Below are 13,167 nucleotides of genomic sequence, written 5' to 3'. Positions count from 1 at the left end.
TTCTTTTAAATTTCTATTCGCATATTTACTAAACTCTTATTAAAGCCAAATCGTTCATACGATTTTATTGCTGCAGTATTATTGCTATAAACATCTAATCTTAATTCTTTCAAATTTTTATCTTTTGCCCATTTTTTTAAAGACTCTAAAACCATGTTACTAATTCTTCGTCCTCGAAAAGAAGGTTTAACAAACATAAATCCTATATAACCATTATGTTTATTTTTATGATAATGTCTTGAATTTTCAATTCTTATATAACCAGAACCTACAAGTTCATCATTAGAGACAGCCACAACCAAAAAACTGTTTTCTGAAGTTATTAATTCTGGAATATTGTAATAATAAATTTTTTCTTCCTTTAAGAAAGGATCTAGTGGTTTTTCTGCTTCTATAACACCTTGTTCAAACTCTAATAACGTTTGTAGATCATTTAGTGTAGCTGGTCTTATAGAAATCTGTTCCATTATAATTATTTTGGCAATCCGTTTAGTCTCATTTTTATCACACCAAACAAAGCTTCACTAACAATAGATCCACTCATTTTAGATTCTCCTAAAGTTCTATCGGTAAAAATTACGGATACTTCTTTTATCTTAAACTTATGCTTCCATGCTTTAAATTTCATTTCTATTTGAAAAGCATATCCAACAAATTTTATTTTATCCAACTTAATAGTTTCTAATACCTCTCGTTTCCAACAAACAAAACCTGCAGTCGTATCATGAATTGGAATTCCAGTAATAAAACGCACATATTTAGAAGCAAAATAAGACAACAACACACGTCGCATTGGCCAATTTACCACGTTTACACCTACCGAATATCTTGACCCTACAGAAACATCTGCTCCTTCAACAGCACAGGCGTTATAAAGACGAATTAAATCCTTTGGATTATGAGAAAAATCAGCATCCATTTCGATTATATAGTCGTACTTCTTTTCAATCGCCCATTTAAATCCATGGATATATGCAGTTCCTAGTCCATTCTTTCCTGCTCTTTTTTCAATATAAAGTTGCTCTGGATATTCTTTTTGTAAGCTTTCTACAATTGATGCAGTTTCGTCAGGTGAATTATCATCTACAACTAAAACATCAAATTTTTTTTCTTGACTAAAAGTTGCTCTAATTATAGCTTCTATATTTTCTTTTTCGTTGTAGGTTGGAATTATGACTAAAGTGTCTGACATAAATTAAAATTTCATCAAAATTTGCACAAAGATACATTAATTTATTCCTAATTTTGTGTTAATTGGATAGGACCTAAAAATGCTAAATGGAGGCTATTGAACGTAATTTTTTATCGGATGACTTAATTACAATTACCTTTCTTTTAGGTTTTGTCTTGCTTTTTTTAATGAAATTATACAAGCCTCAGCGCTTGTTAGGCTATTCGATTGCTTTTTTCACACAGGGTTTTATTGAAAAGAGATCGGAGGAAACCACTTCTCTACTTTCTCCTTTTCATGGTGTTATGTTCACTTTTTCTGTAATTATTATTTCATTAACATTTTTCACATTAATTACCTCTTTTACTCTTGAAAAAAACTTATTCCTTTTTCTATTAATTTTAGGTGTAACTGCTTTTTATTTTATTGCAAAATATTTAATTAGTTACCTTATAATTAATGTTTTTAGTATGCAAGAAGATTTAAATTACTTTTTATATTCTAAAAACGGATATTTATATAGTATTTGTTTATGGATTTTTCCTGTTTTAATTATCAACCAATACTGGTTTAAAGATATTTTTTTTCTTTTGTTTTTTATCACTTTACTATTGGTTTTCAGGGTTTATTTAATCCTTACTAATAATAAAAGGATGATTTTTAATCAGTTCTTCTATTTTATTTTGTACTTTTGCACCCTTGAATTAGCACCTTTGTTAATCCTCTATAAAACAATAACTATTTAAAGAACGTTTTATGAAAGTGAAAACTATTTTAGTGTCTCAGCCAGCACCAAAAACAGAAACCTCCCCATATTTTGATTTAGCTGAAAAACAAAAAGTAAAAGTTGATTTTCGCTCATTTATTCATGTTGAAGGAATCCCTGTTAAAGAAGTAAGATCTCAAAAAATAGATTTAAAAAACTTTACTGCAATTATTTTAACCAGCAGAAATGCTGTTGATAATTTTTTTAGAGTTGCTGAAGAAATGCGCTATACAGTTCCAGATGATTTAAAATATTTTTGTCAATCTGAAGCAGTTGCGTACTATCTACAGAAATATGTAGTATATAGAAAGCGAAAAATTTATGTGGGTACTAGAACGTTTCCTGAATTAGGAAAACTTATAAAAAAACATAAGGACGAGAAATTTTTATTACCTTCCTCTGATAAATTAAAACCAGAAATACCTCAAGAATTAGATGCTATAGGAATTAGCTGGACACGTGCTGATTTATACAGAACTGTAGTTAGTGATTTATCTGACTTAGAAAATGTTTTTTATGATATCTTAGTGTTCTTTAGTCCTTCTGGAATTGATAGTTTATTTCAAAACTTTCCAGATTTTAAGCAAAACAATACTCGAATTGCAGTCTTTGGTGATTCTACCATTAAAGCTGTTGAAGAAAGAGGATTACGTGTAGATATTGCTGCACCAACCCCAGAAACACCTTCAATGACTATGGCTTTAGAAAAATACATTAAAGGAGCTAACGGAAAAAAATAATTTTTCCAACCTTATAAATTATAACCCTTGCAACTTGTAAGGGTTTTTTATTGGAACGAATTTAGTTTGATTCATATATTAAAAACTAATAACTTCGTTATATGTACAGAACTTATTTCAGTATCGGATAATATCTGTCATTGAAATGATAGATATCTTAAATATGAAAGCAAACTTTACGTAATTAATATTTCGATAACATCCACAATTTTATCAGTTAAAATCATTTGTATAGCAAAGTGAAAATATTAAAAGAAACACAACCTCAACTTCTAAAAAAGAAGAACTTAACCCTTCTTTTAAAATATATAACAGGATTGATTCTTTTGGGGCTTCTTTTAATATTTCTACTGTTTTTATTAGTGTATTCCGACGTATTCGGTAAATTACCTAACAAAGAAAACTTAACAGCTATCATTAATGAAGAAGCTTCCTTAATTTATTCATCAGATACTATTATTGTTGGAAAAATTTTTGCTGAAAACAGAACAAATGTCAAGTTAGAACAAATACCCAAACATTTAAAGGAGGCTCTTATCGCTACAGAAGATAAGCGTTTTTATACTCACAACGGTTACGATGGCCAAAGTTATGCTAGAGTTTTTTTTAGAAGTATTTTAATGAGAGATGCGTCCGGAGGTGGAGGAAGTACTATTACGCAACAATTAATTAAAAACCTTTACGGAAGGCAATATCATGGCTTTTTAAGCATGCCCATAAATAAAATCAAAGAACTTATTATAGCTAGTAGAATGGAAACTTTATATAGTAAAGATGAAATACTATTGTTGTATTTGAATTCAGTTCCTTTCGGCGAAAATAATTTTGGAGTAGAATCTGCCGCTAATCGTTTTTTTAATAAGTCCGTTAATGAATTAAAAGTTGAAGAGTCGGCAGTACTTGTTGGAATGTTAAAAGCGAATACCTTTTACAACCCAAGGATAAACCCGAAAAATGCTAAAAAACGTCGCAATACTGTTCTTCAATTAATGAACAACGAAGCTTATTTAGGTAATCAAACTACAGATAGCTTGCAAAAGCTCCCCATTACCCTATACTATAAAAATCTTGATACAAACACATCAGCGGGTTATTTTTCGTATCAAATAAAGAAAAAAACTACTGAAATTATAAAAACCATTAATGAAACAACCAATAGTAATTACAATTTAGAAACCGATGGTTTAAAAATATACACAACCCTAAATTACGGTATTCAAAAAATGGCTGAAAAAGCCGCAAAGGAACAACTCGTCATCAAACAAAAGCAATTAGATAAAGAGTTGCAATCAAATATTTTAAAGAACAGATGGTTAAAAGATCAAGAGTTTACAGCAAAAGACAAACAAGAAAGGTCTTTAAAGTTATTCGATTGGGACAGCACAAAAACCATTACAGGTAATACCATTGATAGCCTTTGGCACTATTCAAAAATGCTGAATACCTCTGTTTTGATTACAAACCCGAAAAACGGGGCAATTATCAGTTGGGTGGGTGGTAATAATTTCACAACACTTCCTTTTGATATGGTGTTATCGCATCGTCAAATAGCCTCTGCTTTTAAACCATTTTTGTATGCAACGGCTTTAGAAAAAGGAATTTCACCTTGTGATTATTTTGAAAATGAAGAAAAAACATATAAAGAATACGAAAACTGGAAGCCAGAAAATGCTGACCATAGTTCAACTCCTGATAAAAAAGTGGCATTATGGTACGCCTTAATTCAATCTATGAATATACCTAGTGTTAACCTTTATTTTAAGCTAGAAAAAGAATGGCTGACCAAATCTTGTGAAAAATTAAAATTTCCAGAAATTATTGACAACGCTCCTTCCATAGCTTTAGGAACTCTTGATCTATCTCTTTTTGAAACTACAAGAGCTTATGGTGCTTTTGCTAATGACGGTGAAATGAACGATTTATATATGGTTAGCAAGATTACCGATAAAGAAGGAAACATTATTTATGAAAGTAAAGAGTCAAAAACTGAAAAAGTATTTACAAAAGAAAGCTCTCAAACAGTTACAGCTATTTTACAACAAGCTGTTGAACAAGGGACTTCTTCTAAAATAAGAAGCACTTTTAAAATTAAAAGTCCGTTAGCAAGCAAAACAGGTACTGCACAAAATTATACAAATGCTTGGTTTATGGCATACACACCAAACATTGTTCTTGGAACTTGGGTAGGAACCTCTAAAAATACAATTCATTTTAACAGCGGGAATGGTTCTGGCTCGTCATTGGCGTTGCCTATTATAGCTAACATCCTTAAAGAAATAGAAAAAGATCCTAAACTGAAGGAACAATACCTAACCTCTTTCAATATACCTGAAGAAATTTCTTCATCGATTAAATGCACTGCTTACAGAGAAAAAGGGATTAAAGGTTTCTTCAATCGGCTTTTTAAAAAGAAAAAGGAATAAAGAATTAACAAAAACTAATTTTATGCAAACAACGTAGCGAGTGCTTCTTCTATTTTACCTACTAAAATCAGTTTAATTTTGTGATTTTTGCTGGTAATTTTATTATATTTAGATGCCACAAAGGTTTTGTAACCTAACTTTTCGGCCTCTAAAATACGTTGGTCTATTTTAGAGACTGGACGAATTTCGCCTGCCAAACCAACCTCTGCTGCAAAACATACATTGGGATTAATAGCAACATCTTGATTGGATGATAAAATAGCAGCTACCACCGCTAAATCAATCGCAGGATCATCTACATTAATACCTCCTGTAATATTTAAAAACACATCTTTCGCCCCTAGTTTAAATCCTGCGCGTTTCTCTAAAACAGCTAAAATCATGTGCAAGCGCTTTAAATTATAACCTGTGGTAGAGCGCTGCGGAGTTCCATATACGGCTGTACTAACCAATGCCTGAATTTCTATCATTAACGGACGAACACCTTCTAAAGTAGAGGCAATTGCAGTTCCACTTAAATCAGCATCTTTTTTTGATATTAATATTTCTGATGGATTAGAAACCTCCCTTAATCCGTCTGAAAGCATTTCGTAAATTCCTAATTCTGCCGTAGAACCGAAACGGTTTTTTTGTGATCTTAAAATTCGATACGTATGATTACGATCCCCTTCAAACTGCAACACCACATCAACCATATGTTCTAATATTTTCGGACCAGCAATATTTCCTTCTTTATTAATATGTCCTATCAATAAAACAGGAGTTGCTGTCTCTTTTGCGAATTTTATAAGTTCCGCAGAAGTTTCTCTAATCTGCGAAACACTGCCAGGAGAAGCTTCAATAGAATCAGTATGCAAGGTTTGGATACTATCTATTACCAAAACATCTGGCTGAACTTCTTCTATATTTTTAAAAATTCGTTGTGTATTGGTTTCTGTTAATATAAGACAGTTAGAATTTATAGCTTCTTCTAATCTTTCTGCACGCATTTTAATTTGCGACTGACTTTCTTCTCCAGAAACATACAATACTTTCTGACTTATTTTTAAAGCTACTTGTAACAATAAAGTAGACTTTCCAATTCCAGGTTCTCCTCCTAAAAGAGTTACAGAGCCCTTTACCAATCCACCACCTAAAACAGTATCTAATTCGTTATTATTTGTTTTTAACCGCTCTTCTGGGTTCAATTGAATCTCTACTATTTTTAGTGGTCTTGACACCGATTTTGCAGTCGTTGCTTGTTTCCAAGAACGTTTTTCTTCCTTTTGAACAACTTCCTCTACAATCGTGTTCCACTCGTTACACGCACTACATTGCCCCATCCATTTTGCATGTTGGGTTCCGCAGTTTTGACAGAAAAAAGTGGTTTTAGTTTTCGCCATTTTTATTAATTAGATCTACAAAGAAACAAAATTTTGCGTTAGCGATTTAAAGGTTCGACTACGCTCACCATAAGCTAATTGTTTGAGTTCTTTTTACATTTAAATAAAAGTAAAAAGCGAGTAGTGAAAACGTGACCTAAAGCGTAATGCCTTATTATTTTTTATTATAAATAGGAAGAAATAGAAAAGATAGACCTCCGAAAACAATAATCATCGCTGTTTGAGCAGTCCACATAATCCACCCAAAAGCGTTGGCAGGCTCTTCAGATATACCAAATAAAGCAAATGCTCCTGCAACAGCTACAGGATACAAACCTATACCTCCATTAGTTGCTGCGATACTAAACCCTCCGGCAATAAAGCCAATTAAAACAGCTCCGAAAGGGACATGCAAATTATCAATGGCAGGTACTGTCGCCCAAAACATAGCTATGTACATTAACCAAATAAAAACCGTATGAAAAATAAAGGCCCATTTATTTTTCATTTTAAAAACACTGGTGGCTCCTTCAATTAACCCATTTACAAATGTTTTAATTTTAAATAAAAAACCAGACTCTGCATTTCGAACAAAATAAGAGAAAATATAAAACCCTGAAACCAGAATTAATAATCCAATAATGATTTTAGTTGGGTTAAAATTTTTAGTAAGTAGATTATAAATAAAATCAAATTGAACAAAAAGAGTTATGGTAATAATACATAGCATCATTAATAAATCAGCAATTCTTTCAGCTACAATTGTTCCAAAACCTTTCTCAAACGGAATACCTTCATAGTTTGCCATAACTGCCGCACGAGAAACCTCTCCCGCACGCGGAACTGTTAAATTTACCAAATAAGCCACTAAAACCGCCATAGTACTATTACCAAAATTAGGTTTATATCCCATCGGCTCGAGCAAATACTTCCATCGATATGCTCGAGATAAGTGACTTAAAATACCAAAAAACAAACCTAATGTTATCCAACTATAGTTGGCTTTTTTAAAATACTGCAATAAGGTTTCTAAAGATATTTTAGAGATCGAATACCAAACTAAAAAACCTCCCAAAGCGAGAGGTAATATGGTTTTTAAAATATTTTTAATAGATAAGTTCAAACTATTCTAATAAGTTGTTTTCTTCGTTAGGAAATACTAACTGTGGTTTAAATTTTTTAGCCTCTTCCAACTCCATAAACGCATAAACAATTAAGATTAATACGTCTCCTTTTTGAACTCTACGAGCTGCAGCTCCGTTTAAAGTAATTTCACCACTTCTTCTTGGCCCTGGAATTGCATACGTTTCTAAACGTTCCCCGTTGTTGTTATTTACTATTTGAACGCGTTCGCCTTCTATAATTCCAGCGGCATCCATTAAATCCTCATCAATAGTGATGCTTCCTATATAATTTAAATCCGCATTAGTAACTTTTACTCTGTGGATTTTAGATTTTACTACTTGTACTAACATGCTGCAAAAATAAGTGTTTTTTAGTTATTTGACTTTAAGTTTTGTAACGGATTAAAAACGAATATTATCAATCAATCGAATATCTCCAGCAAACACCGCGATAAACCCGCGATAATCGGCACTTAAATTTATAACATCTACCGTTTCCAATGTTTCTTCATCAGCAATTGTAAAATATTCTAACTCTAATAAAGGATGTTTATTAAATTGTTTTTTAACCCATTCCGTTACATCATTAGCACTTTTTATGCCAAATTTCTTTTTAGCCTTTTTTAATATTTTATAAATAAAAGGTGCTGCTTCTCGATATTCTTTCGTTAATCTGGTGTTTCGAGAACTCATCGCTAATCCATCTTCTTCTCTAAATATAGGTCTCCCTTTAATTTTAACAGGTAAATTATGTTTTTCAACCATCTTTTTGATGATTTGTAACTGCTGAAAATCTTTTTTTCCGAAATAAGCAACATCGGGCTCTACAATTTCAAATAGGGTTTTAACAATTGTTCCTACACCATCAAAATGACCTTCTCGGAATTTTCCTTCCATTTGATATTCTAATCCGTCAAAATTAAATGTATCTGAAGTAATATTATCTTCATAGATTTCTTTAACTGAAGGGGCGAATAGCGCATCACAATTTATACTTTCTAACAATTTAACGTCGTTTTCTAAAGTCTGTGGATATTTTTCTAAATCTTCTTTATTATCAAACTGAGTAGGATTTACAAAAACACTTACCACAGTAACATTGTTCTTTTTTTGAGCATGTTTAATCAACGATAAATGCCCTTCATGTAGTGCTCCCATGGTAGGAACAAATCCGATAGATTTATGAGTTTTTTTTACTTCTGATAAATACTTTTTTAAATCGGATTTTGTTTTAAATATTTTCATTGTATAATTATTCAAGTGACTGCAAAATTAGCAATTTAACAGGATTTTAGCATAAATTTTCGTACTTTTGCATCTTTACAAAAAAGATTGAATTAATGAAGGATAAGAGAATATTATATGTTTCGTCGGAAGTTGTTCCCTACTTACCCGAAACTACACTATCATCAACCGCTTTTAATGTTGCAAAATACGCGCATTCTAAAGGAGTTCAAACCCGTATTTTTATGCCTCGCTTTGGGGTAATTAACGAGAGAAGACATCAACTTCATGAAGTAATTCGATTATCTGGTATGAATTTAATTATTAACGACATGGACATGCCTTTAATAATTAAAGTTGCTTCGATACCAAAAGAAAGAATGCAGGTGTATTTTATTGATAACGACGAATACTTTAAGCGCAAGGCCGTATATACCGATGAAGATGATAATCTTTTTTCTGACAATGACGAACGCATGATTTTCTTTGCTAAAGGAGTCGTAGAAACTGTTAAAAAATTAAACTGGGCGCCAGATGTAATTCATGTTCACGGATGGATGGCTTCATTACTTCCATTATATTTAAGAGAATTTTACAAAGAAGAACCCTTATTTACAGAAAGTAAGATTGTAACTTCGCTATACGGAAATGAATTTGAAGGTGAATTAAATAAAGAAATAGCAAATAAAGTCCGTTTTGATAAGATTAACAACAAAAAAGCGGCAATAATAGAAACACCTAATCATGCAAATATTTTAAAAAGTGCAATAGAAAATTCGGATGCTATTATTAAAGTAGAAGAAGCCTATTCTGATGAAATAGAAGAATTTATTTCTAAAAGTGGTGTTAAGGTTTTAAATTATCAACCTGAGGATTTATTAACTGAAGCATATTTAGATTTTTACAAACAAGAAGTTCTTGAATTACAAGACATATAAAAGTTTATTTTACAAAAGAATGACAAAAAGAATCGCTTACCTAGGTGTTATATTATTATTAATATCATCCATAATTTCATGTGAAAAAGATTTTCAGGATATAGGTACAAAAGTTATAGGAAACAATCCTTTCAATACAAATAAAGATACTTTAGATATTACAGTTGACACTACAGATGTTAAAAATGTAAGAGCTGATAATATTGCCATTGGTAACCTAGGGCAATATTTATTAGGTGTGTATAACAATCCTGATTATAAAAAAATTGAAGCATCAATAGTAAGTCAATTAGGATTATTGGTGAATCCAAAAACCGAAGATAGTGGCACAGGTACTGTTGACTCTATCTTTACACTAGACACAGTATTTGTGAAAATACCATACCTAGCTACTAACATTGGTAAAGAATCTGATGGAAAACCAAAATTCAGATTAGATTCTGTTTTGGGTAATGCTCAAGGAACTACATCTTTAAAAGTTTATAGAAATGGTACTTTTTTAAACACCCTAGACCCTACTGACCCTTCAAAAAAAAATAGTTATAAATCTAACAAAGATTATATCGAAGAAGAAATATTAAATGAAGATACCTTTTCATTCATTCCAAGAGCCATAGATACTATGTATTTTCTTAACAGAAAAACAAGTGAAGGAGGAATCTATAAGGATACCATTAAATTAAGTAACAATGCTCCATTTTTATTAGTTCCTTTAAAAACTTCAAGAATGAAAGAATTATTTTGGGATAAATTCAATGATCCTGAATTTTCTACTAAAGTTGCTTTTGATGATTATTTTAGAGGTTTAATTCTAAAGTCTGAAGGAAATGATGGTGCCTTAATTCCGCTTGACTTATCTGGAACGAATAATCCAACTTTAGAGTTTCACTATACAGTAACAACTTTTGAAGGAGGAAGAGTTAAAGATACTCTACCTAAAAGTTATGCATTCCCACTTTCTGGAATAAAGAATAGTATTTATAAAATGTCTGAGCAAAACCCTTTCCCAACAAATAACATTGTTGTACAAGGAACTGCTGGAACAATGGCAGAAGTAAAGCTTTTTGATGACACTAAACTACAAGAACTTAGAACCAATAATTGGTTAATCAACGATGCTTCTTTAATTTTCTATGTAAATGGAAATAGAGACACTACGAATGTTCCTAGAAGATTATTTGCATATAAAAGTGGAGATGTAGTAGGGGCACAAATAAAAGATGCGTATTCTGAATCAACTTTTTTTGGTGGAAATTTAGAATTAGCTGATGGAAAACCTGAAAAATATACCATAAGAATTACCGATTATATTTCTGATTTATTAAAAAGTGAAACAAACTACAACCCTTTATTAAAGGTAAAAGTTTACAATGTTGACACAGATGCACCTGTTTCAGACACAATAGTAAAAACTTATAATTGGAATCCTAGAGCTGTTAGCTTATTAAATCACTTATCTACAAATGGTGATAAAAAAGCTAAGTTGGTAATTTCGTACACTGAAGAAAAATAAAAACATTTAAGTTGTTATGTGTGGAATCACAGGATATATAGGAGAAAGAGATGCGTACCCAATCGTTATTAACGGATTAAAACGCTTGGAATACAGAGGTTATGATAGTGCTGGAATCATGATGTATGATGGTGAAACTATTAACTTATCTAAAACTAAAGGAAAGGTATCAGACCTTGAAGTTATAACCAATAAAGACGAAAAAAGAAAAATTGGAAAGATAGGAATCGGTCATACTCGTTGGGCAACTCACGGAGTACCAAATGACATAAATTCACATCCTCATTTTTCTCAGTCTGGAGATTTAGTTATTGTTCATAACGGAATTATTGAAAACTACGATACTATTAAAAAAGAATTAATATCTCGCGGTTATGAATTTCAAAGTGATACAGATACTGAAGTTTTAATTAATCTAATTGAAGAAGTAAAGAAAAAAGAAAATTGCAAACTAGGAAAAGCAGTACAATTAGCTCTAACCAATGTAATTGGTGCTTACGCAATTGCTGTTTTTGATAAGACTAAACCAAATGAATTAGTAGTGGCTCGTTTAGGGAGTCCGATAGCTATTGGTGTTGGTAAAAATAATGAAGAGTTTTTTATCGCTTCAGATGCGTCTCCATTTATAGAATATACTAAAGATGCTATTTATTTAGAAGACGGTGAATTAGCTATTATAAAACAGGGAAAAGCTATAAAAGTTCGTAAAATAGAAGATGATAAATTAATTGATGCAAACATTCAAGAACTTCAACTAAGTTTAGATCAAATTGAAAAAGGGGGTTACGAACATTTCATGTTAAAAGAAATACACGAGCAACCAAAAGCTATTATTGATACCTATCGTGGAAGAATGTTAGCCAACGAAGGAATTATTCGTATGGCGGGTATTGATGATAATCTACTTAGATTTTTAAATGCTGAAAGAATAATTATTGTTGCATGTGGTACTTCTTGGCATGCTGGATTAGTGGGTGAATATTTACTTGAAGATATGGCTCGTATTCCTGTTGAAGTTGAATATGCCTCTGAATTTAGGTATAGAAACCCAATTATATCTCCAAAAGATGTTGTTATAGCCATTTCACAATCTGGTGAAACAGCAGATACATTAGCTGCTATCAAATTAGCAAAATCAAAAGGAGCATTTGTTTTTGGTATTTGTAATGTTGTTGGATCTTCAATTGCTAGAGAAACTCATGCTGGCGCTTATACTCATGCAGGACCAGAAATTGGTGTTGCTTCTACAAAAGCATTCACAACTCAAATTACATTGTTAACCTTAATTTCATTAAAGTTAGCTCAAGAGAGAGGAACTTTGTCTAAACCAGCTGTAAATGCATATTTACAAATGATGCAACAAATACCTACTCAAGTAGAAAAGTTATTAAAAATAGACCCTGTGGTACAGGAAATAGCAAAAGTTTATAAAGATTCTAAAAACTGTTTATATTTAGGACGTGGATTTAATTTTCCAGTAGCATTAGAAGGTGCTTTAAAATTAAAGGAGATTTCATATATCCATGCTGAAGGGTATCCTGCTGCAGAAATGAAACATGGCCCTATTGCTTTAATTGATGAAAATATGCCAGTGTTCGTTATTGCAACTAGCAAAGGGCATTATGAAAAAGTAGTAAGTAATATTCAAGAAATAAAATCTAGAAGTGGAAAAATTGTTGCTATTGTTACAGAAGGAGACACAACAGTTAAAGAAATTGCAGATCACGTAATAGAAATTCCTGATACAGAAGAAGCATTAACTCCTTTGTTAACAACAATTCCATTACAATTATTATCTTATCATATAGCCGTTATGTTAGGTAAAAATGTAGATCAGCCTAGAAATTTAGCAAAATCGGTTACTGTAGAATAATTTCAGTTTTATACAAACTCAAAAATCCTAAGTA

The 13,167-nt window shown here is 31.4% G+C and carries 12 protein-coding genes; 6 read left to right on the top strand and 6 right to left on the bottom strand.

The window, feature by feature from the left end:
• Positions 1-5: 5 nt before the first annotated feature.
• Both C7447_RS02840 and C7447_RS02835 read right to left on the bottom strand, forming a co-directional pair.
• Positions 6-467 carry a GNAT family N-acetyltransferase gene (locus tag C7447_RS02840; RefSeq protein WP_148868666.1) on the bottom strand — a complete coding sequence of 154 codons (462 nt, stop codon included), beginning with the start codon at positions 465-467 and terminating at the stop codon, positions 6-8.
• Positions 468-472: 5 nt separating this feature from the next.
• Entirely contained in the window at positions 473-1,192 is a 720-nt protein-coding gene (locus C7447_RS02835; RefSeq protein ID WP_148868665.1) for a polyprenol monophosphomannose synthase, read from the bottom strand.
• Between the two features lie 86 nt (positions 1,193-1,278).
• On the opposite strand from C7447_RS02835, the gene C7447_RS15090 reads away from it, so the two are divergent.
• The 3 genes from C7447_RS15090 to C7447_RS02820 all read left to right on the top strand — a co-directional run bounded on the left by C7447_RS15090 (position 1,279) and on the right by C7447_RS02820 (position 5,100).
• On the top strand, positions 1,279-1,917 hold the full coding sequence (locus tag C7447_RS15090; protein ID WP_148868664.1) for a DUF4271 domain-containing protein: 639 nt from the start codon (positions 1,279-1,281) through the stop codon (positions 1,915-1,917).
• 10 nt (positions 1,918-1,927) lie between these two features.
• Positions 1,928-2,677 (top strand): uroporphyrinogen-III synthase, encoded by a 750-nt coding sequence (locus tag C7447_RS02825; protein ID WP_148868663.1) that lies wholly within the window; start codon positions 1,928-1,930, stop codon positions 2,675-2,677.
• A 239-nt stretch (positions 2,678-2,916) separates the two neighbouring features.
• Positions 2,917-5,100 carry a transglycosylase domain-containing protein gene (locus C7447_RS02820; RefSeq protein ID WP_170245889.1) on the top strand — a complete coding sequence of 728 codons (2,184 nt, stop codon included), beginning with the start codon at positions 2,917-2,919 and terminating at the stop codon, positions 5,098-5,100.
• A 20-nt stretch (positions 5,101-5,120) separates the two neighbouring features.
• On the opposite strand, the gene radA is transcribed toward C7447_RS02820, so the two are convergent.
• The 4 genes from radA to panC all read right to left on the bottom strand — a co-directional run bounded on the left by radA (position 5,121) and on the right by panC (position 8,830).
• Positions 5,121-6,482, bottom strand: coding sequence for a DNA repair protein RadA (radA, locus tag C7447_RS02815; protein ID WP_148868661.1), 1,362 nt, complete (start codon positions 6,480-6,482; stop codon positions 5,121-5,123).
• 154 nt (positions 6,483-6,636) lie between these two features.
• Complete coding sequence (locus C7447_RS02810) at positions 6,637-7,584, bottom strand: lysylphosphatidylglycerol synthase transmembrane domain-containing protein (RefSeq protein WP_170245887.1); 948 nt, start codon at positions 7,582-7,584, stop codon at positions 6,637-6,639.
• A gap of 1 nt (position 7,585) precedes the next feature.
• On the bottom strand, positions 7,586-7,936 hold the full coding sequence (gene panD, locus C7447_RS02805; protein ID WP_148868660.1) for an aspartate 1-decarboxylase: 351 nt from the start codon (positions 7,934-7,936) through the stop codon (positions 7,586-7,588).
• A 51-nt stretch (positions 7,937-7,987) separates the two neighbouring features.
• The gene (gene panC, locus C7447_RS02800; RefSeq protein ID WP_148868659.1) at positions 7,988-8,830 is read right to left on the bottom strand and encodes a pantoate--beta-alanine ligase; all 843 of its coding nucleotides are present in this window, start codon (positions 8,828-8,830) and stop codon (positions 7,988-7,990) included.
• Between the two features lie 95 nt (positions 8,831-8,925).
• Between panC and C7447_RS02795 the strand changes: the two genes are divergently transcribed.
• From C7447_RS02795 to glmS, 3 genes are read left to right on the top strand one after another with little or no spacing between them, the layout of a single operon-like run.
• Complete coding sequence (locus C7447_RS02795) at positions 8,926-9,747, top strand: glycogen/starch synthase (RefSeq protein ID WP_148868658.1); 822 nt, start codon at positions 8,926-8,928, stop codon at positions 9,745-9,747.
• Positions 9,748-9,766: 19 nt separating this feature from the next.
• Positions 9,767-11,260, top strand: a complete 1,494-nt coding sequence (locus tag C7447_RS02790; protein ID WP_148868657.1) for a DUF4270 domain-containing protein — start codon at positions 9,767-9,769, stop codon at positions 11,258-11,260.
• Positions 11,261-11,276: 16 nt separating this feature from the next.
• Positions 11,277-13,133 (top strand): glutamine--fructose-6-phosphate transaminase (isomerizing), encoded by a 1,857-nt coding sequence (gene glmS, locus C7447_RS02785; RefSeq protein ID WP_148868656.1) that lies wholly within the window; start codon positions 11,277-11,279, stop codon positions 13,131-13,133.
• Positions 13,134-13,167: the final 34 nt, after the last annotated feature.

This window comes from Tenacibaculum adriaticum (genome assembly GCF_008124875.1).
Lineage (GTDB): Bacteria > Bacteroidota > Bacteroidia > Flavobacteriales > Flavobacteriaceae > Polaribacter > Polaribacter adriaticus.
The sequence above is the reverse complement of the archived record's forward strand: the minus strand, read 5'-3'. Positions and strand labels throughout refer to the sequence as shown.